Source organism: Mycolicibacterium sp. TUM20985 (assembly GCF_030295745.1).
GTDB lineage: Bacteria > Actinomycetota > Actinomycetes > Mycobacteriales > Mycobacteriaceae > Mycobacterium.
Genome location: NZ_AP027291.1, coordinates 119,705 through 144,741 on the forward strand (window position 1 = coordinate 119,705; position 25,037 = coordinate 144,741).

Annotated in this window: 13 protein-coding genes; 9 read left to right on the top strand and 4 right to left on the bottom strand. The window is 70.3% G+C overall.

Going from position 1 to position 25,037, the window contains the following annotated elements; translation table 11 throughout:
- The first annotated feature begins 2 nt into the window (after nucleotides 1-2).
- The 5 genes from QUE68_RS00565 to QUE68_RS00585 all read left to right on the top strand — a co-directional run bounded on the left by QUE68_RS00565 (nucleotide 3) and on the right by QUE68_RS00585 (nucleotide 3,849).
- A complete protein-coding gene (locus QUE68_RS00565; protein WP_284224030.1) occupies nucleotides 3-977 on the top strand; it encodes an NADPH:quinone oxidoreductase family protein in 975 nt (324 codons plus the stop codon).
- Nucleotides 978-1,063: 86 nt separating this feature from the next.
- Nucleotides 1,064-1,777 carry a haloacid dehalogenase type II gene (locus QUE68_RS00570; protein WP_284232110.1) on the top strand — a complete coding sequence of 238 codons (714 nt, stop codon included), beginning with the start codon at nucleotides 1,064-1,066 and terminating at the stop codon, nucleotides 1,775-1,777.
- Complete coding sequence (locus QUE68_RS00575) at nucleotides 1,774-2,256, top strand: DUF456 domain-containing protein (protein WP_284232111.1); 483 nt, start codon at nucleotides 1,774-1,776, stop codon at nucleotides 2,254-2,256. The genes QUE68_RS00570 and QUE68_RS00575 overlap by 4 nt, the downstream gene beginning before the upstream one ends.
- A gap of 84 nt (nucleotides 2,257-2,340) precedes the next feature.
- The gene (locus QUE68_RS00580; RefSeq protein WP_284232113.1) at nucleotides 2,341-3,486 is read left to right on the top strand and encodes a DUF3060 domain-containing protein; all 1,146 of its coding nucleotides are present in this window, start codon (nucleotides 2,341-2,343) and stop codon (nucleotides 3,484-3,486) included.
- 42 nt (nucleotides 3,487-3,528) lie between these two features.
- A complete protein-coding gene (locus tag QUE68_RS00585) occupies nucleotides 3,529-3,849 on the top strand; it encodes an EthD family reductase (protein WP_284232115.1) in 321 nt (106 codons plus the stop codon).
- On the opposite strand, the gene QUE68_RS00590 is transcribed toward QUE68_RS00585, so the two are convergent.
- The 4 genes from QUE68_RS00590 to QUE68_RS00605 are packed head-to-tail and all read right to left on the bottom strand — an operon-like array spanning nucleotide 3,846 to nucleotide 20,819.
- Nucleotides 3,846-4,652, bottom strand: a complete 807-nt coding sequence (locus QUE68_RS00590) for a tyrosine-protein phosphatase (protein ID WP_284232117.1) — start codon at nucleotides 4,650-4,652, stop codon at nucleotides 3,846-3,848. The genes QUE68_RS00585 and QUE68_RS00590 overlap by 4 nt on opposite strands.
- Nucleotides 4,652-5,878, bottom strand: coding sequence for an acyl-CoA dehydrogenase family protein (locus QUE68_RS00595; RefSeq protein ID WP_284232119.1), 1,227 nt, complete (start codon nucleotides 5,876-5,878; stop codon nucleotides 4,652-4,654). Before QUE68_RS00595 ends, QUE68_RS00590 begins: the two co-directional genes overlap by 1 nt.
- A gap of 34 nt (nucleotides 5,879-5,912) precedes the next feature.
- Nucleotides 5,913-8,348, bottom strand: a complete 2,436-nt coding sequence (locus QUE68_RS00600) for a PEP-utilizing enzyme (protein ID WP_284232121.1) — start codon at nucleotides 8,346-8,348, stop codon at nucleotides 5,913-5,915.
- Between the two features lie 6 nt (nucleotides 8,349-8,354).
- Nucleotides 8,355-20,819, bottom strand: coding sequence for a type I polyketide synthase (locus QUE68_RS00605; protein WP_286275004.1), 12,465 nt, complete (start codon nucleotides 20,817-20,819; stop codon nucleotides 8,355-8,357).
- 228 nt (nucleotides 20,820-21,047) lie between these two features.
- Between QUE68_RS00605 and QUE68_RS00610 the strand changes: the two genes are divergently transcribed.
- The 4 genes from QUE68_RS00610 to QUE68_RS00625 are packed head-to-tail and all read left to right on the top strand — an operon-like array spanning nucleotide 21,048 to nucleotide 24,968.
- Nucleotides 21,048-22,541 (top strand): pyruvate, phosphate dikinase, encoded by a 1,494-nt coding sequence (locus QUE68_RS00610; RefSeq protein WP_284232125.1) that lies wholly within the window; start codon nucleotides 21,048-21,050, stop codon nucleotides 22,539-22,541.
- Nucleotides 22,538-23,107, top strand: a complete 570-nt coding sequence (locus QUE68_RS00615) for a MarR family transcriptional regulator (protein ID WP_284232126.1) — start codon at nucleotides 22,538-22,540, stop codon at nucleotides 23,105-23,107. Before QUE68_RS00610 ends, QUE68_RS00615 begins: the two co-directional genes overlap by 4 nt.
- 23 nt (nucleotides 23,108-23,130) lie before the next feature.
- The gene (locus tag QUE68_RS00620) at nucleotides 23,131-23,772 is read left to right on the top strand and encodes a response regulator transcription factor (protein ID WP_284232128.1); all 642 of its coding nucleotides are present in this window, start codon (nucleotides 23,131-23,133) and stop codon (nucleotides 23,770-23,772) included.
- A 23-nt stretch (nucleotides 23,773-23,795) separates the two neighbouring features.
- Nucleotides 23,796-24,968, top strand: a complete 1,173-nt coding sequence (locus QUE68_RS00625; protein WP_284232129.1) for a sensor histidine kinase — start codon at nucleotides 23,796-23,798, stop codon at nucleotides 24,966-24,968.
- Nucleotides 24,969-25,037: the final 69 nt, after the last annotated feature.

The window sequence follows — 25,037 nt, forward strand, 5'->3', positions numbered from 1 at the left end:
CGGTGAAGGCGCTTGTCGCGCAAGAACTCTCGGGACCGGCCGGTCTGGTCTACACCGACGTGCCAGACCCAGCCGAGCAGGCCGGCGACGGCATGGTCGTCGTCGACGTCGGTGCCGCCGGGGTCAGCTTTCCCGATTTGTTGCTGATCAAGGGCGAATATCAACTCAAGCTCGATCCGCCGTTCGTGCCGGGCACCGAGGTCGCGGGTGTCGTGCGTTCCGCCCCCGCCGACTCCGGTTTCGTCGTCGGCCAACGGGTCTCGGCCTTGACGATGCTCGGCGCGTGGGCCGAGCGGGTCGCGCTGCCGGTGACCAGCGTGACGCCCACGCCCGACGGCGTCGACGACGGATCCGCGGTGGCCCTGCTCGGAAACTACTACACCATGTACTTCGCACTGGTCCGCCGCGCTGCGCTCCTCGCCGGCGAGACGGTCCTGGTGCTCGGGTCGGCGGGTGGCGTCGGCACGGCCGCCGTCCAGGTCGCAAAGGCGTTGGGCGCCAGGGTCATCGCGATGGTGCACCGGACGGGTGCCATGGAGTTCGTGAACTCGCTGGGTGCCGACGCGGTGCTGCCGTTGACGCCGGGATGGGCGCAGGCGGTGCGCGACCTCACCGACGGCCGCGGGGTGGACGTGGTGGTCGATCCCGTCGGCGGAAGCGTCTTCGATGACGCGGTCCGGGTACTGGCGACCGAGGGCCGGCTGCTGGTGCTGGGCTTCGCGTCCGGCGGCGGCATCCCGACCGTCAAGGTGAATCGGTTGCTGCTACGCAATGTCAGCGTGGTCGGGGTGGGCCTCGGCGAGTTCCTCAACCGGGTCCCCGAAGCGCGGGCGGAGATCGGACTGGGGCTGGGCAAGCTCGTCGACGCGGGGCTGCGGCCACCGCCGCCGGTGCGACGTCCCCTCTCCGAGGGGCGGGCGGCGCTGGAGAGCCTGGCGTCCGGTGGCGTCCGCGGCAAGCTGGTGCTCGAGCCGTGACGAGCGCTTGCGCGAGGAACAGATGACACTGACGAGCGCTTGCGCGAGGAACCGATGGCTCTGACGAGCGCTTGCGCGAGGAACCGATGACACTGACGGCGCCTCGGGTATTGGCGTTCGACGTCTTCGGAACGGTCGTCGACTGGCGCTCCAGCATCATCGGTGAACTCGAGATGTTCGGGGAACGGCACGGGGTGGCCGAGGATTGGGCGCGCTTCGCCGATGACTGGCGGGGCGGGTACCCCGCGGCGATGGAGCGGGTCCGCACCGGTGAACTGCCGTGGCTGAAGATCGACGCGCTGCACCGGCTGATCCTCGACGAGCTGCTGGATCGAGCGGGCATCGGAGACATGCCCGACGCCGACGTAACCGAACTGAACCTGGCCTGGCACCGACTGGATCCGTGGCCGGATACGGTGGCGGGTCTGACGCGGTTGAAGCGCCAGTTCGTCATCACGACGCTGTCCAACGGAAACGTCTCCCTGCTGACCAATATGGCCAAACGGGCCGGATTGCCCTGGGACTGCGTGGTTTCCGCCGAGCTGTTCCGCCACTACAAGCCGGACCCCGAGGCCTACCTCGGCTGTGCCGAGCTGCTCGACGTGGCGCCAGGAGAACTGATGCTCGTCGCGGCGCACCCCAGTGACCTACGGGCTGCGCGGGACGCCGGGCTGATGACTGGCTACGTGGCGCGGCCGCTGGAACGTGGACCAGGCCGCCGTCCGCCGCGGGTGGAGGACGGCGAGTTCGACGTCATCGCCGAGGACTTCGTCGACCTTGCTGCCAAACTGGAGGCATGACCACCCTCGAGACCCTGCTCGTCGCGATGGTGATCGCCGTCGGTTTGGTGGGCATCCTGGTGCCCCTGTTACCCGGCAGCGTCCTGGTGTTGGCGGCAATCGCCGTGTGGGCGTACGTCGAGGGGACGACGATCGCGTGGGTGACGTTGGGCGTTGCGACCGCGATCCTGGCGGCGACGCTGCTGGTGAAGTACCTGTGGCCGGCACGCCGGATGAAACGGGCCGACGTCGGCACCTGGAGTCTGTTGGCGGGGGGTGTGCTCGGCATCGTCGGGTTCTTCGTGGTCCCCGTGGTCGGGCTGGTGCTGGGCTTCGTGCTGGGCGTCTTCCTCGCAGAGTTGGCGCTGCGAAGCAACACCAGACTGGCCTGGGCGTCGACCGTGCACGCGATCAAGGGCGTGGCGCTGTCGGTGGGCGTCGAGCTCGCGGGCGCGCTGCTGGCGACGATGGTCTGGGTGGTCGGTGTGCTGCTGGTCTGAGTCGGCCGGGCTTTCCGTCGGGCTCCCAGCAGACGTCCAGCTTGGACCGGCCCGCGGAGTCCCGCGCCGTGGGAACATGCGCAGGTGACGTCGCCGGAGGACCCAGAGCAGCGGATCGCCGAGCTGGAGAAGCAGGTCGCCGACGCACGTCGCATCGCGGATCTCGAAGCGCAACTCGCCGAAGCCCGGTCGCGGCAGATGCCGGTGGCGGGTACGGATCAGATGTCCGATGTCTTCGCCGCGCTCCGCCGTCTTCAACCCGGCATGGGCCGCACCACCGCCGGGCCGCCGGACACCCGTCTGGTCGACCCGCCGCGCCGAATTCCCGTGCGCGTCATGCTGGCCGAGCTGCTGCCGTTCCGGTGGTGGTACGTGTTCGCCCTGTTCATGGTGGCCATCCCGCCGATCATCGTGTGGATCACCAACCCCGAACTGCTGGCCCCGGCGGCGGTGGCCGTTCTCGTCGTGATCTACGGCATCCACTTCTGGACGGCGCGCACCCGCCTGGCACTGCTCAGATGGGGACGCGTCGCGCAGGTCACCGGCGCTGAGGTCATCTCGCGTGGAACGTATTACAGCGGAACGACCTACTCCAACGTGTGGCTGCCGCAGGCACACGGCTGGACGGTGACGCGACAGCTGTGGAGCGGCCCCAGCACCAAGACCAAGGTCACGTATGAGGTCGACGGTCGTCAGGGTGCGCTCGTCGTGAAGGGCCGCTCGTACGACGGTGGCGTCATTCTGGCCGACGCCCGGCATCCGCAACGCGCCTTGTGCGTGAGCTCGTTCGCCTACGACCTGGACCGCGACGAATCGGGTAACTGGACCGGTCGGCTGCGGACCCGACTGATGATCGGGATGGCCGTCTGGGTGCTCATCGTCATCGGCTGGTTGGGCGCGGCGATCGGGATTAGTTCCGGTGCCGTGGGCCGCCTGATGGCAGAACACGCCGCGATCAGGCTCGAGCCGGGCGGCGCCCGCACGGTGACCGACAGCGGCCCCCAGACGGTCTACTGCGACGACGGCCACCTCACCGTGGGGGGTGGCAGTGGGCCGGTCACTGTCCATGGCCACTGCGCCAGCCTGGTCGTCTCGGGGATCGACAGTGCGGTCACCATCGACTCGGTCGACGTCATCACGCTCAATGGGATCGGCAACCACGTCACCTACCACTCCGGTACCCCACGGGTCACCATCGGAGGTATGGGAAATACCGCGGCGCCCGGCTGATCGACTGTGCGGGACGGGCGGACGAGGGGCATGATCAGTCCCATGTCCGAAACCAAGATTACCGTCGTCTACGACAACCCCATTGACCCCGACGCCTTCGAAAGCGCCTACGAAGCACGGCAATTGGACGCCGCCCGCGCCATCCCCGGTCACACCCGCTTCGAGGCGTCCAAGGTGTGGCCGAAGGAGGACGGCTCGCCGACGCCGGCCTACCGGATGATCGACCTCTACTACCCGGACTACGACGCCGCATGCCTCGCGGTCACGACGCCGGAGGCAGGCGCGTTCTTCCAAGCCTTGGGCGAGCTGTCCACCGGCGGCGTGCGCGTGCTGATGTCCGACGTCGAGGTGCCCCAAGGCTAGGTCAGTAGGAACTCCCGCAGCCGCGACACCTGATCCGCCGTCACGCCGACCGCCTCGAGATAGTTGGCCGCCGACCCGTAGTCGGCGTCGATCGAGCGTCGGGCGGCCGCCAGGTACTCCTCGCGTACGCCGAGCACTTCGTCGTTCAGCCGCGCCTCGGCGAACGTGACGATCTCCGGCGTCGTCGACTCCTCGGCCCGATTCCGGATCGACTCCAGGATCCGCTCGCGCAGATGCGACGAAGCCGCATTGCTGCGGAGGAAGTCGGCCACGATCGCATCGTGGGGAACGCCGACGGTCTCCAGCACCAGCGCCACGGTGAAACCGGTGCGGTCCTTGCCTGCGAAGCAGTGCGTGATGACGGATCGGCGATCGGCGAGCAGCGAGATGACCTGACGCACCGCCGTCTGCGCGCCGGGCAGCGACGGGAAGTTGCGGTACTCCTCGGTCATGAAACGCGCCGCGGCGACCGCAACATCCTCATCGTCCGGCTTCGCCGTCATCATCTTCTCGAAGGCGCTCTCGTGCGGCGCGTCCGCCTCGTCGGCGGAGAGCTCGTGGAACGGAAGCAGGTGTACGGCCACGCCGTCGGGTACCTGACCGGGTCCGCGGCGCTCCACCTCCCGCTGCGATCGCAGGTCGGCGACGTCGCCGATGCCCATCCGCGCCAGCGCCGAGCGGCCGTCGTCGTTCAGACCGCTCAGCTCACTGGACCGGAAGAGCCGGCCGGGCCGGATCCCCGTCTCCTCCGCGACATCCCGAAAGTTCCAGGCTCCGGAGAGTTCTTCACCCGTCGAGATCACTACGAGGTCACCGCTGCGGCGAACGCGCTCTTCTCGCGGCCGAGTTCGGCCCGCGCGATCGACCGGATGTGCACCTCGTCGGGACCGTCGAAGAGCCGCATGGCGCGATGCCAACCGTAGAGCCGCGCCAACGGGAAGTCGTCGCTGATCCCCGCGGCGCCGTGCACCTGGATGGCCCTGTCGAGCACGTTGCACGCCATCTGCGGCGCCACCGCCTTGATCATCGCCACCTGGTTGCGGGCCTCCTTGTTGCCATGTTGGTCGATGGTCCACGCCGCCTTCTCACACAGCAGCCGGGCCTGATCGATCTCGTTGCGGGACAACGCCACCTGTTGCTGCACCACACCCTGCGCGGCCAGCGGCTTGCCGAACGCGATGCGCTTGTTCACCCGGTCGACCATCAGCGCGAGCGCCCGCTCGGCGACGCCGATGGCGCGCATGCAGTGGTGGATCCGGCCGGGGCCGAGGCGGGCCTGGGCGATCGCGAACCCGCCGCCCTCCTCACCGAGCAGATTGCTCGCCGGCACCCGAACGTTGTCGAACACGACCTCGGCGTGGCCGTGCTGGTCCTGCCAGCCGAACACCGGAAGCGATCGGACGATCTCCACCCCGGGCGTATCGATCGGCACGAGGATCATCGACTGCTGCTGATGTGAGGCGGCGTCGGGGTTGGTGCGCCCCATCACGATGAGGATCTTGCAGCGCGGATCGTTGGCGCCCGACGTCCACCACTTGCGACCGTTGATGACGTAGTCGCCACCGTCGCGGAGCATCGTGGTCTCGATGTTGCGCGCGTCGCTGGACGCCACCGCGGGCTCCGTCATCGCGAACGCGCTACGGATCTCGCCGTTCAGCAGCGGCTCCAACCACTGCGTGCGCTGCTCCTCGGTCGCGAACAGGTGCAGCGTCTCCATGTTCCCGGTGTCGGGTGCGGCGCAGTTCAGCGCCTCCGGCGCCAGCTCCATGCTCCAGCCCGACAACTCGGCCAGCGGCGAGTACTCCAGGTTGGACAGCCCCGACTCGGCGGGTAGGAACAGGTTCCACAGCCCGCGGTCCCTGGCGAGCTTCTTCAGCTCTTCGACCACCGGTGGCACGGTGTGGTCGTGCTGTCCGGCCTCCAGCCGGTATTGGTCGTAGGAGTGCTCGGCGGGGAACACGAACTCCACCATGAAGTCGGTGAGCCGTTGGTGGTAATCCTGCGCTTTAGCCGACCGTGCGAAGTCCATGACAGCCACGATATGACACGCGTCGATTGAGCCCTCACGCACCGAGCACGGTGACGTCGCCGGTCGCCCCGTCGACTTCGATCAACGTGCCGTTCGCCAGCCGTGCGGCAGCACCCCTGGCGTTGACGACGCAAGGCACGCCGAACTCGCGGGCAACGATCGCGGCGTGGGACGTCGGCCCACCCAGCTCGGTGACCACGGCGGCGGCATACGCGAACGCCGGCGTGTACCCCACGTCGGTCACCTTCGCGACGAGGATCTCTCCGGGCTGGAGGTCGTCGATCGTCTCGGCATGCACGATGCGGACCAGCCCACGCACCCGGCCGCCGGACACCCCGATTCCGTGCAGGACCTCACCGTCGCGGGCGGCGTCCCCCGGCCCGAGCGTCGGGAGCCACTGGCCGCTGAAGGCCTCGGGAGTCACCAGCTCTTGCAACGCCGCCTGTTCGGCCCGGCGGCGGGCGACGATGGCGGGCAGGTCGGGTGGCGCCGCGTCCAACTCGTCGACGAGTAGGTAGAACACGTCGTCGACCTCGTTCAGCGTGCCTGCCGCGACCATTCGCCGACCCTGTTCCCGCAGCAATCGGCGGAGCAGCCAGATCGCCCGCACCATCCGGTCGCGGCGCACCTCGCGCTCGCGGATCTGGCTGGCCGCGGCCACCGCGACCGCCCGCGCCCGCAGCGGCACCTGCGGCAGCACCGGTAGCTCCCGCATCTCCGCGACGAGCGCCTTGGTCACCATGCGGACCAGCAGATCCGGATCGTCTGAGTATGTCGCACAACGCATTTCGACCTCGCCGGGTCCGCGGTGCCCGATCAGCGCGAGCTCGCGGGCGAGGGCCTCGGCGAAGGCCGGGGCCTCGGCGGAGAGGGTGGCGGTGTCGGTCGACGGCTGGGACAGCAGCCGGGCGGCGACCGGATCGCGCCGCGCTGCCGCTGCCAGCCGGTGGACGGCACCGAGCGCCTGCGCGCTGACCAGCTCGTCACCCGCGGCAGGCATGACGTCGCGCCCGCAGAGCAGTCGCATGACCACGCCGTAACCGGCGCACAGCAGGATCGATGCCGACGAGAGCACCCAACCGTGCACGACGTGATCGCGTCCCAGCAGGATCAGCTCCCGCAGTCGGCGATCGGACAGCTCCGCGGGATGCTCGGCCGCCGATTCCAGGCGCGCGACGTCACCGACGTAGTCCTGGGTGTCGCGGTTCGAACCCGCCGACAGGCCGATCAGGCAGTTGGCGAAGGTCAAACCGCCGCGGAGTTGCTTGACGAGGCCGCGGGGCTCGACGGGCGGCAGGTGTTCGCCGAACAACTCGAGACCGTCCTCGGTGTGTCCGAAGAAGCCCGACAGCACCAGGTTGGGATCGATGAACGGCACCGTGTGCGCCATGAAGTGACCGGTCGTGATGCCCGCGTACAGCCGGTGGCCGAAGACGCCGGTGGTCCGGACCGACATCTCGCGCTGGACGGCGCCGCCGGGGCGCAGCCGCTCGGAGATGACCAGACCCGCGGCGCGCGTGCCCAACACCGTCACCGATGCCGACGACGGCGAGAACGGTCCGGCCAACGCCTCGGACAGGTTGGTGGCGATGAACGCCGGGAACCGGGGGTCGATCGGTGTGTCGAATTCGCCGTTGGCCGAACCCCTTCCGGCGGGCACCGGGTCGACGCCGTCGGCCGAGGGGGCGTCGACCGCGGGAATCTCGAGAACCCGTGGTAGCCGCCAGGGGATGTCGTGCACCGTGGTGCCCACCGTGATCCGGCCACGGCAGGCGAGGGCGAAGTCCTCCAAGACCTCGGCGACGTCATGACCGGGGGTGAATTCCCAATCGTCGCGCAAAACGGTCAGGTCTAGCGCCGGTGACCCCGTCGGAGTCCGGCGCGCGAATCGCCGTAGGGGCGAGGGGACTCCGAGCACGGGTCGGCCGACTGCGGCCGCGATGGCGCGCCACGTGGTGTGGCCCTCGGCCGCGACGTCGACGCGACCCGCGGGCAGAGCGTCATCGAGCAACGCCCGGACGAGCACCCGTTCGACGTCGTGGACGTGCACCACCTGAAGCAGCCGGTCGGCGGAGCCGTCGACGTCGATCAGCACCGGCCCGGTGAACCTCTGCAGCACGTCGTCGTCGACGTGCCGACCGAGCACCAGTGCCGTCCTGACGACGATCGTGTTCGGGGACGACGCGATGCCGTCGTCGGACCCGACCGGCGAGACCACGACGAGCCGGCCCAGGTCCGTCGCCGCCATGGCGTCCGTCAGCGGGCCGGGGTCCCCACCACAGTGCAGCACGGCGTCGGCACCTTTCAGCAGGTCCGCGTCATATCGCCGCGAGACCACGAAGTCGACTGCGCCAGGCCAGCTCTCGGGGCGCCGCGCACCGACGCCGACGACGTCGTGGCCCAGGCTCACCAACCGGGCGGCCACTCCGCGACCGACGACACCATCGGCCCCCGTGACGACGATCCTCATGAACGCCTAGGCGTCATCGTCATCGTCATCCTCGCCGAACGCCGCCAGCAGATCCTGGAGGTCCATATCGGCGATGTCCTGGGACCGGGGCTCGCCCGTCGCAGGAGCGTCGCCGGTGTCCACCCCGCTGCCCTGGGCGGCGAGGTTCAGCAGCATGTCCAGCACGCCGGCCTGCCGCAGCCGCTTGACGGGGATGGACGACACGACCCGCTGGAGTTCCTCGTCGACCGCATTCGTCGCAGGCGCCTGCTCGGACGCGCCGACCAGCTGGGTGCGGAAGTACTCCGCGATCGCCGCAGGGTTCGGATAGTCGAAGATCAGCGTCGGCGACAGGGTCAAACCCGTCGCCGCCTTCAACCGGTTGCGGAGTTCGACCGCCGTGAGCGAGTCGAAGCCGTGGTCCTGGAACGCCAGGTCCGGCGCGATTGACTGCGGGTTCGCCAGCCCCAGCACCGTCGCCATGTGCGACCGCACCAGGTCGAGCAGGAGGTCGTACTGCTCGTCGGTGGGTAGACCCGAAAGTCGTTGCGACAGAGCAGATCGCGACTGGGCGGCGGCTAGCGAGTCGCCGACCTGACGACGAGCGGGGCCCGCTATCAGATCGATGAACATCGGCGGCAGCGTGCCCGCAGCGGACTTGGTCCGCAGGGCGACCCGGTCGATGCGCGCGGGCACCAGGAACGGCTCGTCGACGGTGAGCGCCTCGTCGAACAGGGCCAGCGCGTCGTCGACCGCGAGGGCCAGGATGCCGTCACGGTTGAGCCGGGCCAGGTCGACGTCCTGGAGGTGGCCGGTCATCCCGCTGGCCTGCTCCCACAGACCCCAGCCCAGCGACATGCCGGGTAGGCCGTTGGCGCGCCGGTGGGCGGCCAGGGCGTCGAGGTAGGCGTTGGCGGCCGAGTAGTTCGCCTGCCCGGACGCGCCGACGAGGCCCGCCATGGAGGAGAACATCACGAACGCCGACAGATCCAGCTCACGCGTCAGCTCGTGCAGGTTCCACGCCGCATCGACCTTGGCCCGCAACACCGCATCGACCCGGTCGGGTGTCAGCGAGGTCAGCACCGCGTCGTCGATGACACCCGCGGTGTGGATGACCGCCGACAGCGCGTGCTGATGGTCGATACCCGCCAGGCACTTGCCGAGGGCATCCCGATCGGCGGCGTCCGCCGCGACCACCTGGACGTGTGCACCCGCATCGGTCAGCTCGGCGACGAGTTCCGCGGCCCCCGGCGCGTCCGGCCCGCGGCGCGAGAGCAGCACCAGATGGCGCACGCCGTGGTTGGCGACGACGTGCCGCGCCACCGACGAGCCCGCCATGCCGGTGCCGCCGGTAATCAGGACGGTCCCCCCGGCCCAGGCGTCGGGCATGGTCAGCACGACCTTGCCGATGTGGCGGGCCTGGCTCAGGTGCCGCAGCGCCGCGGGTGCCCGTCGGACGTCCCACGTGGTGACGGGTAGCGGTCGCAGCACTCCGGCGTCACTCAACGCCGAGACCCCGGAGAGGATCCGTGCGACGCCGTCGGCGCCCGCCTCGAACAGGTCGAAGGCGCGGTAGCGCACACCGGGATGGGCGGCCGCGATGGTGTCGGCATCGCGAATGTCGGTCTTGCCCATCTCGAGGAACGCCCCGCCGCGCGGCAGCAGGCGCAAGGACGCGTCGACGAAGTCACCCGAAAGCGAATCGAGGACCACGTCCACCCCGCGGCCGCCGGTCACCGTGAGGAACTTCTGCTCGAAGTCCAACGTGCGCGAGTCGCCGATGTGGTCGTCGTCGAAGCCCATGGCCCGCAACGTGTCCCACTTGGGGCGGCTCGCGGTGGCGAACACCTCCAGACCCCAGTGCCGCGCCAGCTGGACGGCCGCCATGCCGACGCCGCCGGTGCCCGCATGGATCAGCACGGACTGCCCCGGTTGGACGTCGGCCAGCCCGCGCAACGCGAAGAACGCCGTCGCGAAGCCGACCGTGAAGCCCGCGCCCTGCGCGTAGCCCCAGTCCGCGGGGATGGGCAGGACGACGCGAGCGTCGGTGGTGGCCAGGGTGCCGGTGCCCTCGGGGAACAGGCCCATCACCCGATCGCCGACGGACACCTCGGTCACGTCGTGGGCGACCTCGACGACGATTCCCGCCGCCTCGATGCCCATCACGCCACCGCCCGGATACAGGCCGAGCGCGATCATGACGTCGCGGAAGTTGGCCCCGATGGCCCGCACCGCGACCCGGATGCGACCGGATTCCAGCGGCTCGTCGGCGTCCGGAATCGCTTGCAGCGTCAGGTCGTCGAACGTGCCCGTGGACGCCTCCTCGGCGACGGTCAGCCGCCACGGCGCACCACCCTCGGGCGGTGACAGTAGCGATTCGGCCGCCCGGCTCGGAAGTACCCGCGCCGTGTGCAGGACGCCGTCGCGGATCACTACCTGCGGTTCGCCGAGGGCGACGATCGCGGCTGCATCCAGCTCGGAGGCCGAATCCACATCGGCGAGCACGACCCGACCGGGGTGCTCGGTCTGGGCCGCCCGCACCAGACCCCACACCGCGGCGCCCGCCAGATCGGTGACGTCCTCACCGGGCAGGGCAACGGCCCCGCGGGTCGTCACCACCAGTGTCGACGGCGCGCTGGCGTCGGAGGCCTCGGCCAGCCAGCCCTGCAGCCGCTCCAGCGCCACGTGCGTGGCGCCGTAGACGTCGGACAGATCGTCGGCTTGGCTTGCGGCAGCGACGGATTCGAAGATCTCGAACGGGGCCTCGGCGGCCACGGCCTCGGCGGACGGCGTCGCGGCGGACCACACCACCTCGAACAGCTCACCGCCGCCGGAACCACCGACCGCTGCCGCCAACTGCTGGGCGGTCACCGGACGGGCGACCATCGCCTCGACGGACAGCACGGGCAGCCCGAGGCCGTCGGCCAGGTCGATCGACATCGAACTGGCGCCGTTGGGGGCCAGTCGCGCCCGGACCGCCGAGGCGCCGGAGGCGTGCAGCGAGACCTTCTGCCAGGAGAACGGCAACGCCATCTCGCCGGCGCCGTCCTCGCGGCTGAGCACCACGGCATGCAGGGCACCGTCCAACAGGACGGGATGCACGCCAAGGCCATTGGCCTGCAGCTCCTGTGGAATGGCCACCTCGGCGAACACCTCGTCACCGCGGCGCCACATTGCCTTCAAGCCGCGGAAGGCCGGCCCGTACTCGTAACCGCGTGCCGACAATTCGGCGTACGCGTCGGTGACGTCGATCTCGCGGGCGCCGACCGGCGGCCAGATCGACAGATCCGCACCAGGTGCAGACGACGCGACGCCCAGCTCGCCCTCGGCGTGCAGGATCCAGCTCGCCGTGTCGTGGTGGGCCCGCGAGAAGATCGACACCACGCGCCCGCCGGCCTCATCGGCCTGGCTCACCACGACCTGCACGGCGACGCCCTCGGCGGGCAGTACCAGCGGGGCGTGCAGCATCAGCTCGTCGACGCTCGAGCACCCCACCTCGTCACCGGCCCGGATCGCCAACTCGACGAAACCCGCACCGGGGAAGAGCACTACGCCAGCGACCGCGTGGTCGGCCAGCCACGGCTGCGACGACGTGGACAGCCGGCCCGTCAGCACCACTCCACCGCTCTCCGGCGATTCGACGACCGCCCCGAGGAGCGCGTGGTCGGTGCCGCCGAGTCCGAGGCCGACGGCGTCGGTCGAACCCGATCCGCCGCCCGCGAGCCAGAAGCGACGCCGCTGGAAGGCGTAGGTCGGCAGGTCGAGGAGTCGACCACCGCCGCACGCCGCTTGCCAGTCGACGTCGATTCCCGACACCGAGAGCTCGGCCAGCGCGGTGAGCAGTGTGGAGGGCTCCGCGCCGTCCTTCTTCAGCGTCGAGGCCGTGACCGGCTCGGACTCGTTGAGCGACAGGGCAATCGAAGCGGTGAGGCCGCTCGCGGGTCCCACCTCGAGGAATCGGGTGACACCCACCGACTCGAGGAACCGGGCGCTGTCGGCGAACCGGACCGCCTCCAGGATGTGCCGCGACCAGTACGCCGCGGTCGCGAAGTCCGGACCCGCCAGTTCACCGGTCAGGTTGGAGATCACCGGAATCGAGGGTTCGGACAGCGTCATGCCGCCCGCGACCGTGCTGAACTCGAGGAGCATCGGCTCCATCAGCGACGAGTGGAACGCGTGTGACACCGAGAGCTGATGCACCCGACAGCCCATGGCGCGCGCGTCCTCGGCGATCGCCAGGACGGCGTCCTCGGGACCGGAGATCACTACGGAGTCCGGCCCGTTGACCGCGGCGATGCCGACGCCGTCGCGGAGCAGCGGTGCCATCTCGGCCTCGCTCGACGAGACGGCCACCATCGCGCCGCCCTCGGGCAGTCGCTGCATGAGCCTTCCCCGGGCCGCGACCAGCGCGGCCGCGTTCTCCAGCGACAGCACCCCCGCGACGTGCGCGGCGGTCAGCTCACCGATGGAGTGACCCAGCACGTAATCCGGCTGCAGGCCGAAGGATTCGAGCAGGCGGAATAGCGCTACCTCGACCGTGAACAGCGCGGGTTGCGCGAACTCGGTGGAGTCGAGCACGGCGGCATTGCTGCCCCACATCACGTCGCGGATCGGCCGCAGCAGATGCCGGTCCAGTTCGCGGGTGACGGCGTCGAACGCGTCGGCGAAGACCGGGAACTCGGCGTGCAGCTCGCGACCCATGCCGAGGGACTGCGCACCCTGGCCGGGGAAGACGTACGCGGTCTTGCCAGAACCAGAGGCGCGGCCGGCGACGGTGCCGGGCCCGCACTGGTCTTCGGCAAGGGCCCGCAGCTCGTCGAGCAGCGTCTGCCGGTCGCCGCCGAGGACCACCGCGCGGTGCGCGAACGCGGCGCGGCCGGCCAGCGTCCAGCCCACGTCGACGGTGTCGAGCTCGGGGTGGGCCTCGACGTGATCGGCGATGCGGCGGGCCTGATCGTGAAGCGCGTCAGGCGATTTCGCGGACAGTGCCCACGGCACGACGGCGGGCGGGCGGACGTCGCCAACCGGAACCTCCGACGCGGGCGCCTGCTCGATGATCACGTGCGCGTTGGTGCCGCTGATGCCGAACGACGACACCCCCGCGCGGCGCGGTGTGCCGTTCTCCGGCCACGGCTGCGACTCGGTCAGGAGGGCGACCGACCCCATCGTCCAGTCGACGTGCGGGGAGGGCTCGTCGACGTGCAGTGTGGCGGGCAGCTGCTCGTGGCGCATCGACTGGACCATCTTGATGATGCCCGCGACACCGGCGGCGGCCTGGGCGTGGCCCATGTTGGACTTCACCGAGCCCAGCCACAGCGGGTGACGGCGGTCCTGGCCGTAGGTCGCCAGCAGGGCCTGAGCCTCGATCGGGTCACCGAGCGTGGTGCCGGTGCCGTGCGCCTCGACGACGTCGACCTCCGACGCGCTGAGCCCCGCGTTGGCCAGCGCCGAGCGCAGGACGCGTTGCTGCGACGGCCCGTTCGGCGCGGTGAGCCCGTTGGACGCACCGTCCTGGTTGATCGCCGATCCGCGCACCAGCGCCAGCACCGGATGGCCGTGACGCTGCGCGTCCGACAACCGCTCGACGACGAGAATGCCTCCGCCGTCGGCGAATCCGGTGCCGTCGGCCGCGCCGGCGAAGGACTTGCACCGGCCGTCCGACGACAGGCCGCGCTGCCTGCTGAACTCGACGAAGATGTCCGGGGTGGCGTTGACGGTGACACCGCCGGCCAGCGCCAGATCGCACTCACCGGTACGCAGGGCCTGCACCGCCATGTGCAGCGCCACCAGCGACGACGAGCATGCGGTGTCGATCGACACTGCGGGACCCTCGAGACCGAGCACGTAGGACACCCGGCCCGACGCCACGCTGGAGGCCTGACCCGTCAGCCGGAAGCCCTCGGCGCCCTCGGCGCCGACGCCGTAACCCTGCGCGTAGACGCCGGCGAACACACCGGTGGCACTGCCGCGTAGCGACGTCGGGTCGATGCCACCGCGTTCGAGTCCCTCCCAGGCGAGTTCGAGGAACAGTCGCTGCTGCGGATCCATGGCAAGGGCCTCGGTCGGGGACACCCCGAAGAAGGCCGGGTCGAAGTCGGCCGCGTCGTAGAGAAAGCCGCCGGTGTTGGCGTAGGACTTGCCTGCGTCGTCGGCATCGGTACTGAACAGGCCGGCGAGATCCCAACCGCGGTCGGTCGGGAAGTCGGATATGACGTCCCGACCCGCTGCGACCATGTCCCACAGGGATTCTGGTGAGTCGACGCCACCGGGATAGCGGCAGGACATGGCGACGATCGCAATCGGCTCGTCGGCGACCGACGAGACCGTCGTGGTGTGCGTCACGTCCTGCGGCGCGCCCGCGAGCTCCTGGCGGATGTAACCGGCCAACGCCACCGGCGTCGGGTAGTCGAAGATGAGCGTCGGCGAGAGCGCGAGCCCGGTCGCCGTCTTCAGCCGGTTCCGGAGTTCGACCGCCGTCAGCGAGTCGAAGCCGTGATCGGAGAAGGCGAGTTCGGCGGTGATGGCCTCGGGCTCGGTGTTACCGAGGACGGCGGCCATGTGCGACCGCAACAGGTCGAGCACCAACGCCTGCTGACCCTGTTCATTGAGACCGTGCAGACGTTGCGCTAGAACGGACTTCGACTTCGCCGCCACCAACGAGTCGTCGACGCGGCGACGGGCGGAGGTGTTGGCGAGCTGCGCGAACATTGGCGGCAACAGGCCTTCGGCCGATCGCGACCGCAAGGCCGCACGGTCGATCCGGACGGGAGCCAGCAGCGGTTCGCCGACCACCAGCGCCGAGTCGAACAGCGCCATCGCGTCGTCGGTCGACATCGCCAGGATGCCGTCTCGACCCAGCCTGGACAGGTCCGCGTCCGCGAGATGACCGGTCATGTCGCTGGCCTGCTCCCACAGACCCCAGGCCAGGGATGTCCCGGGCAGTCCGTGGGCGCGTCGGTGGGCGGCCAGCGCGTCGAGGAAGGTGTTGGCGGCCGAGTAGTTCGCCTGTCCGGAAGAGCCGACGACGCCGGCCATCGACGAGAACATCACGAACGCAGCGACATTCGTCTGGAGGCTGAGCTGATGCAGATTCCAGGCCGCGTCGACCTTGGCCCGCAACACGGTGTCGATGCGTTCCGGCGTCAGCGATCCCACGACGGCGTCGTCGAGAACACCGGCGGCGTGGATGACCCCGGACAGCGGGTGTGCGGTGTCGAGCGCGGCGAGTGCGGTGCGCAGCTCGCCACGGTCGGCGGCATCCGCGGTGAGCACCTGCACGTCGGCACCCGCTGCGGTCAGCTCGGCGACGAGTTCGCGGGCACCGGGGGCGTCGGCGCCACGGCGGGACAGCAGCGCCAGGTGGCGGACGCCGTGATGGGCGACCACGTGCCGGGCCACCGACGCGCCTGCCATACCGGTGCCGCCGGTGATCAGCACGGTGCCACGCGTCCACGCCTCGGGCATGGTCATCACGATCTTGCCGACGTGGCGCGCCTGGCTGAGGTACCGCAGCGCGGCCGGTGCGCGGCGAATGTCCCAGGTGGTCACGGGCAGTGGCGTCAGTATGCCGGCTTCGAACATCCTCGACAGCTCGACGATGTACTCGTGCATCCGCGGACGGCCGGGCTCGAAGAGGTCGAACGCGCGGTAGCGCACCCCCGGATGGGCGGCGGCGACGGTGTCGGCGTCGCGGATGTCGGTCTTGCCCATCTCCAGGAACGAGCCACCGCGCGGCAGCAGACGCAGCGAGGCGTCGACGAAGTCACCCGCCAGCGAGTCGAGCACCACGTCGAAACCGCGTCCGTCGGTGACCTCGGCGAACTTCTGCTCGAAGTCGAGGCTGCGCGAGTCGCCGATGTGGTCGTCGTCGAAGCCCATGGTCCGCAACGTGTTCCACTTCGGACGGCTGGCGGAGGTGAAGACGTCGAGACCCCAGTGCCTGGCCAGCTGCACGGCGGCCAGGCCGACACCGCCCGTGGCGGCGTGGATCAGGATCGACTGGCCGGGCTGCACGTCGGCCAGCTCACGCAGGCCGTAGTACGCGGTGGTGAACACGACCAGCGTCGCGGCGGCCTCGGCGTCCGTCCAGCCGGTCGGGATCGGCGCCACCAGCCGGGCGTCGGCCTGGACGACGGTGCCGGTGCCCTCGGGGAACAACCCCATCACCCGGTCGCCGACGGCGAATTCCGTGACGCCCTCGCCGACCTCGACGACGACGCCCGCGCCCTCGCTGCCGAGCAGCGCGTCGTGGGTGAACATGCCGAGGGTGATCATCACGTCGCGGAAGTTGGCGGCGACGGCGTTCATCTCGACGCGAATGTGGGCCGCTCGCAACGGTTCGTTGGCGTTTGGCACCTCTTCGAGGGCAAGGTTGTCGAACGTGCCCGCCGTCGCGATGCCAAGGCGCCATGGCTTGCCCGTGAGTGGCGGCTGCAGCACGGCGTCGGTCCCGCGGCTGCGCACCACGCGGGCGGTGTGGGGCACACCGGCCCGCAGCACGAGCTGCGGTTCGCCGACGGCCAGGGCGGTGGGGACGTCCAGCTCGCCGATCGCGTCGACGAGGACTATGCGGCCGGGGTTCTCGGTCTGCGCGGCGCGCACCAGACCCCAGACGGCCGCACCCGCCAGGTCGGTGACGTCCTCACCCGGCAGGGCCATCGCCCCGTGCGTCACGACCACCAGCGTCGGCGCGGACTCCTCGGCGAGCCAGGACTGCAGTCGTGCCAGGGCGCGGTGCACCGTCGCGTGGGTGCGCTCCGCCACGTCGGCGGAATCATCTGTGACCGAATGGGATTCGTAAACGGTGAAGGAATCGGCCGTCGGCTGGGAGACCTCGGGCACCGCAACCGGGGACCACTCCACCTCGAACAGTTCGCCGTCGCTGCCTGCGCGACCCACCAGTGCGAGTTGCTCGGCGCTGACGGGCCGCGTGGTCATCGAGCCCACCGACAGGACCGGTAGCCCCAGTCCGTCGGCGAGCTCGATGGACACCGAATTGGGCCCGACGGGCGCGATCCTGGCGCGCACCGACGACGCTCCCGCCGCGTGTAGCGACACCTGCTGCCAGGAGAAGGGCAGTGCCAGTTCGTGATCCGCGGCGGCCAGGGCGATCGCGTGCATCGACGCGTCCAGTAGCACGGGATGTACGCCGAACTCGGCGGCCGCGACGTCCTGCGGGACGGTGACTTCGGCGAAGACCTCGTCGCCGCGTTGCCACACCGCGGTCAATCCGCGGAACGCCGGACCGTACTCGTAACCGCGTGCGGCGAGTCCCTCGTAGGCGTCGCTGACGTCCACCGCCACGGCGCCCGCCGGCGGCCATGCCGACAGGTCTGCCGCGGGCTCACCGCCGCCCGAGCCGACGACGGCTTCGGCGTGCAGCACCCACGGCGATTCGCCGTCGTCGGCTCGGGAGAATACCGACACCGTGCGCGAACCGGACTCCTCGGGGGCACCGACGAGCACGCGGATGGGAACGCCGGACGGCGCCACGACGAGCGGCGCCTGCAGGGTCAGTTCCTCGATGACCGGGCACCCGGCCTCGTCACCGGCACGGATCACCAGTTCCACGAATCCCGTACCGGGGAAGAGGATTACGCCGCCGACGGCATGATCGGCCAGCCATGGCTGAGTCGCCACCGCGAGTCGGCCGGTGAGGACGATCTGACCCGTCTCGGGCACCTCGACGATCGCGCCGAGCAGGGGGTGGGCAGCGCCGTTCAGGCCGAAGCCCGAGGCGTCCGAGGTCCCCGTCCCGCCGCCGGACAGCCAGAAGCGCCTGCGGTCGAACGCGTACGTCGGGACGTCGACCAGCCGGCCACCGTCGCACACGGCGCGCCAGTCCACGGCGATGCCGGAGGTGAACGCCTGTGCGGCCGAGGCCAGGAAGCGATCGAGACCGCCTTCGTCGCGCCCCAGTGTGGGCACCACGACCGGTTGGCCACCGTCGGTGGCGTCGGTGACGGTGTCCTCGACGCCCGCGATGAGGGCGGGGTGCGGGCTGGTCTCGACGAAGGCGCGGTAGCCGTGGCGGCACGCGGCGCGCACGGCCTGGTCGAACTGGACGGTCTGCCGGATGTTGCGGTACCAGTAGCCGGCGTCGAGGGTGGCGCCGTCGACGAGATCACCTGTGACGGTGGAGAAGAATGCCGTGCGGGTCGACTGGGGGTCGATGCCTGCCAGCGCGTCCTGGAGCCGGCCGTCGATGGCCTCGACCTGAGCGGAGTGCGACGCGTAGTCGACGTCGATGCGGCGGGCGCGGATCTCCAGCGCCTCGCACTGCCGGACGAGCGCATCGAGCGCCGAGGACTCGCCGGACACCACGACGGCCGATCGGCCGTTGATCACCGCGATGTCGGCTTGGTCGGGCTGAATGTCGATGCCTGCCAACAACTCCCGGGCACGGTCGACACCGCACGCCAACGACACCATGCCCGCGGAACCGGACAACTCGACCAGCAGCTTGCTGCGCAGCGCCACCACCATCGCGGCGTCGCGAAGCGACAGAATGCCTGCGACGTGGGCGGCGGCGATCTCACCCTGGGAGTGTCCGATGACGGCGTCCGGCGTGACGCCAACCGAACGCCACAGCTCAGCCAGCGACACCATGACGGCGAACAGGGCAGGCTGCACGACGTCGACGCGGTCCAGGCCGGCTGCACCGGCCTCGCCGCGAAGCACGTCGAGCAGTGACCAGTCCACGAACTCCGCCAGCGCTTCGGCGCAGGCCGTCATCTTGTCGGCGAAAACCGTGGAGCTGGACATCAATTCGATACCCATGCCAAGCCATTGACTGCCCTGGCCGGGGAAGACGAACGCCACCTTGCCGACCGGCGTGGCCGTGCCGCGGATCACCCGAGTGATGTCGGCGTCGGACGCCAGCTCCGACAGGCCGGTGAGCAGCTGGTCACGGTCGGCGCCGAGGACCACCGCGCGGTGCTCGAAGGACGTCCGCCCCGCTAGCGTCCATGCCACGTCGCGGCTGTCGAGGTCGGTATGCGTGACGAGATGATCGGTCAACCGGGCCGCCTGCCCGCGGAGCGCGGTCGCGGACTTCGCCGAGAGCACCCAGGGCAGCACGGCGGGCAGCGGCGGCGTCGGCGCTTCCGCCTCGACCTCGACCGGCGGGGCCGATTCGACGATCACGTGGGCGTTGGTGCCGCTGATGCCGAACGACGAGATACCCGCGCGGCGGGGCGTCGGTCCAGCGGGCCACGGCTGCGGCTCCGTCAGCAGCGAGACGGCGCCTGCGGTCCAGTCGACGTGGGGACTGGGGGCGTCGACGTGCAGCGTCACGGGCAGCGTCTCGTGGCGCATCGACATGATCATCTTGATGACACCCGCCACGCCTGCCGCGGCCTGGGTGTGACCCATGTTCGACTTGACCGAGCCGAGCCACAGCGGCTGCGTGCGGTCCTGGCCGTACGTTCCGAGCAGCGCCTGCGCCTCGATGGGGTCACCGAGGGGGGTACCGGTGCCGTGGCCCTCGACGACGTCCACCTGCCCCGTCGACAGGCCGGCGTTGGCCAGCGCGGCGCGGACCACTCGCTGCTGTGACGGCCCGTTCGGCGCCGTCAGCCCGTTCGAGGCGCCGTCCTGGTTGACCGCCGAGCCGCGGACCACCGCGAGGATCGGGTGGCCCAGCCGTTGCGCATCCGAGAGCCGTTCGACGGCGAGCACGCCGCCGCCCTCGGCCCAGCCGACGCCGTCGGCCGCCCCCGCGTAGGGCTTGCAGCGACCGTCGGTCGCCAGCCCCCGATGGCGGCTGAACTCCACGAAGATGGTCGGGGTGGCGTTCACCGTGATCCCACCCGCCAGCGCCATGTCGCATTCGCCGAGCCGCAGCGCCTGCACCGCCATGTGGAGGGCGACCAGTGAGGACGAGCATGCGGTGTCGATGGAGACCGCGGGGCCCTCCAGGCCCAGCACGTACGCGACGCGGCCCGACGTGACGCTCGAGGTCATGCCCGTGAGGCGGTAGCCCTCGATGCTGTCGGAGGACATGCCGTACCCACCCGCGATGACGCCGGCGAACACGCCCGTCGCGCTCCCACGCAGGGACGTCGGGTCGACGCCCGCGCGTTCCAACGCCTCCCACGACAGCTCCAGCAGCATGCGCTGCTGCGGATCCATGGCAAGCGCCTCGCTGGGGGCGATCCCGAAGAACCCGGCATCGAAGTCGGCGACGCCGTCGACGAAGCCACCGGAGCGGGCATAGGACTTGCCCGGTGCGTCCGGATCGGCGTCGTAGAGGCCCGCGACGTCCCATCCGCGATCGTCGGGCATGTCCGACACCACGTCCCGACCGGACGACACCATGTCCCACAGGTCCTCGGGCGAATTCACCCCGCCGGGGAATCGACACGACATGCCGACCACGGCGATCGGTTCACCCGATCGCTCGAGCAGAGCCCGGTTCTGCGTCTTCAACCGGTCGTTCTGGACGAGTGCCCGGCGAAGCGCCTCGGTGGCGTGTGCGAGTTGATCGGCCATACGGTGTGAAACCCCTGTCTGGATCACTGCGAGGGCAGTGACCCCCAAGTATTCGGTACAGCGCGCCGATTCATTACCCGGCGAGCACCCGCTGTCGCTCAGTGGGGCACCTCGAACGCTGCCAGAACATTGTCTCGCCTGCCTTCCACGCGTCGTCACCCGCCTGCTTACACTCGAACATTCTCGAAATGTGAAACGCCCCACCTGGCGAGACGACGGAGCGCAGCGATGACACTCGGCGCAGGTAGCCGACCCGTTCACACCGCGCATCGCCACAGCTCGACGGCACTGGACGGGGACACGAGCAACCCCGTCCTGGCGGTCGTCGGCGGTAAGGGCCGGGCGATCGCGGCGATGGCAAGCCGCGGTCTGCCGGTCCCGCCGGCGTTCTGCGTGACCGCGCAATGGTGTGACGGATGTGCCGAGGACCACATCGCGATCGTCGACCGGTTGTGGCCGGATGTGCTGGACGGGCTGGCGGTGCTGGAGAGGCAGACGGGAAGCACGTTCGGCAGCGGTCCCCGGCCACTCCTGCTGTCGGTCCGCAGCAGCGGTGCGACGTCGATGCCCGGCATGCTCGACACCGTCCTGAACGTCGGTGTGGACGACGCGGTCCTCGAGGCGCTCGGCGACCGGCATTCGGACCGCTTCGCCACCGACATCCGCGACCGGTTCCGCCGGGGCTACCGCCGGGTCGTGCCCGACGAACCCCTCGACCAACTCCGCGGCGCGCTGGTGGCGGTGGTGGCCTCGTGGTCGTCGAGCCGGGTGAGCACCTACCGTGCGCATCACGGCCTGCAGCGGGGCGATATCGCGATCGTGGTGCAGGCCATGGTCTTCGGCAATCTCGATGCCCGGTCGGGAACCGGGGTGCTCTTCACCCGCGATCCGGCGACGGGCGCCTCCGAACCGTTCGGCGAATGGCTGCCCGCCGCCCAGGGCGACGACGTGGTGTCGGGCACCAGCGACTGTGAACCGCTGAGCGCGATGCGGGACCGGCTACCCGACGCCTACCGGGAGCTGATCGAGGCGGGCGCTGTCCTGGAACGGCTCTCCGCCGACGTGCAGGACGTCGAGTTCACTGTGGAGTCCAGCAGGTTGTGGCTGCTGCAGTCGCGGGTGGCGAAACGGTCGCCGCGGGCCGCGGTGCGCCTTGCGGTCGCGTTCCACGACGAGGGGCTCATCGACGAGGCCGAGATGCTGCGCCGGGTGACGCCCGAGCAACTCGAATGGGTCCTGACGGCGCGGTCGGCAAGCGAGCCGTCCGGCCCGCCGCTGGCCACCGGGATGGCGGCCTGTCCGGGAGTCGCGTCGGGTCTGGTCTGCGTGACCAGCGAGGAGGCCATCGCCGCGGCCGACGAGGGACGAGACGTCGTCCTGGTGCGACCGACGACGAGCCCCGACGACGTCGCCGGGCTCGTCAGCGCCAAAGCCGTCGTCACCGAGGTGGGCGGCGCCAGCAGTCACGCCGCGATCGTGGCGCGTGAACTCGGCATACCCGCGGTCGTCGGGTGCGGAGTCGGAGTCACCGCGCGGCTGGCCGGCCAGGTCGTGACCGTCGACGGCGACACCGGTGAAGTGCGCGGCGGGGAGTCGACGCCGTCCGCGCCGGCCGACTCCCCGGACGTGCAGCGGTTCACCGACCTCGTGCGTCACGCCGACGCAGTGCAGGCCGCGCCGTTGCGGGCGGTACTCGTCGCCGCCGGGCGGGCCGCCCGATGAGCGGCGCGGCCGACCTGACCGTCCTGCAGGCGGTCCGGTTGAAGGGCCGGGCCGGACGGGCGGATCTGCCCGATGCCGTCGACGGATTGGTCGCCGCCGGGTTGCTCGTGGACGGGCCGTGGGTGCGGCTGACCGACGACGGTAGGACCCGCCTGGCGGAGCTGCTGGCCGTCGAGCGCGCCGCCGTCGACCCGCGGGCGGTGAACGAGCTGTACGAACGGTTCCTCGTCGTCAACGCCGACTTCAAGCCCCTGATCTCGCGGTGGCAGGTGGCGCGGGATACCGACGCGGGCGACGGCGCGGCCGCCGTGCTGGCCGACCTCGACGAGCTTCACCGCGAGGTGCTGCCGGTGATCGCCGCCGCGGGCGAGCTGATCCCGCGGCTGCACGCCTATGCCGAGCGGCTCGACGCGGCGTTGCGGCGGGCGCAGGGTGGCGACATGTCGTGGCTCACCCGCCCGATGGTCGACAGCTATCACACGGTGTGGTTCGAACTGCACGAGGAACTGATTGGTATGGCCGGCCGGACGCGCGCGGGAGAGGCCTCGTCCGGCAGTGCAGATTGATCTCTCTGTGCCAAGCTGACGGCGTGGCGGGCGAGAAGGTGCGCGTGGTGGTGGGCGACGACCATCCGCTGTTCCGCGACGGCGTCATCCGCGCCCTGTCCGCAAGCGGCACCATCGAGGTGATCGCGGAGGCCGCCGACGGAGTGGCGGCGCTGGCCCTGATTCGTGAGCACGGGCCGCAGGTCGCCCTACTGGACTACCGGATGCCCGGCCTCGATGGCGCGCAGGTCGCCGCCGCGGTCCGTCGCGACCAGCTGCCGACACGGGTCCTCCTGCTTTCAGCGCACGACGAGTCCGCGATCGTCTACAGCGCGTTGCAGGACGGAGCGGCGGGGTTCATCTCCAAGGAATCCAGCCGCGCCGAACTGGTCGACGCGGTGCTGAACTGTGCCGAGGGACGCGACGTCGTCGCACCGAACCTCGCCGCCGGACTGGTCGGCGAGATCCAGCGCCGCAACGTCGCCGACACTCCGACCCTTAGCCCGCGTGAGCGCGAAGTGCTCGGGCACATCGCCAGCGGGCAGACCATCCCCGCGATGGCCAAGCACATGTTCCTGGCGCCGTCCACGGTGAAGACCCACGTGCAGCGGCTCTACGAGAAACTCGGCGTCGGGGACCGCGGGGCGGCCGTCGCGGAGGCGATGCGCCGCGGGCTGCTGGAATAGCGGTGCAGCGCGCCGTTCGGCGAATGGTCGACTACTTCGCCACAGAACCCGTCCGCGTCTCGGCGCTGCTTCGCCTTCCGCTGATCGCACTGATGGGCGTCCTGGTGTGGCTGTGGGAGGTCGACAGCTGGCTGCCGCAGGTCTACACCACGATCCTCGGCGTCTACGCCGTGGCGGCGCTGCTGTGGGCGGTGCTGGTCGTCCGCGGACCCGTGCCGTCGTGGGGCGGATGGCTGTCGACGGGCGTCGACGTGCTAGCCGTCGTATCGCTGTGCGTCGTCTCCGGGGGTGCGACCGCCGCGCTGCTGCCGGTGTTCTTCCTGCTACCGCTGTCCGTCGCATTCGGCGACCGGCCGGTCCTGACGGGCGTGCTGGGGTTGGGCACCGCGGCGTGTTACCTCGGCGCATGGATCGTCTACTCCAAGCGCGACGACCACATCGGCCTGCCGGACGTCGTCTATCTGCAGTTCGGCTTCCTGATCTGGCTGGCGGTCGCCACGACGGCGCTGTGCCTGGTGCTGACGCGGCGCGCGGCCCGGGTCACCGCGCTGCTCGACGTGCGCCGCAGGCTGGTGGCCGAGTCGATGCAGGCCGACGAACGCACCAATCGTGAACTGGCCGAGCATCTGCACGACGGCCCGCTGCAGACTCTGCTCGCGGCGCGCCTGGAACTCGACGAGGTGCGCGAACGCACGCCCGACCCTGCGCTGGACATGGTCTACGCGGCGCTGAACGATACGGCTGCGGGCCTGCGCTCGACGGTGACGGCGCTGCATCCGCAGGTGCTCGCACAGCTGGGCCTCACCCCGGGGATACGAGAGCTGTTGCGGCAGTTCGAGAACCGTGGCGATTTCATCGTCGGCGCCGAGCTCGACGACGTTGGCAAGCCGCTCTCGCAGGCGTTGCTGTACCGCGCGGCACGCGAGCTGCTCACCAACGTCACCAAGCACGCGGGCGCCAGCGAAGTGTCCGTTCGGATGTTCCGCGAGGGCGACCGCGTCGTGCTCACGGTCGCCGACGACGGGGTGGGATTCGAACCGTCGATCGTGGATCAGCGGGTGGCCGAGGGGCACATCGGGCTGGCATCGCTACAAGCCCGCTTCGACTCGATGGGCGGTCGCATGACCATCGACTCCGATGCGGGCCGCGGCACGCTGGTCACCGTGACCTCGCCGCCCGAAGACCTACCGGACTGAAACCTCCAGCACGACAGGTCCCCTCGCCGACCTTCACGACATCGTCCAGCGCGACCAGCAGCAGCCCGC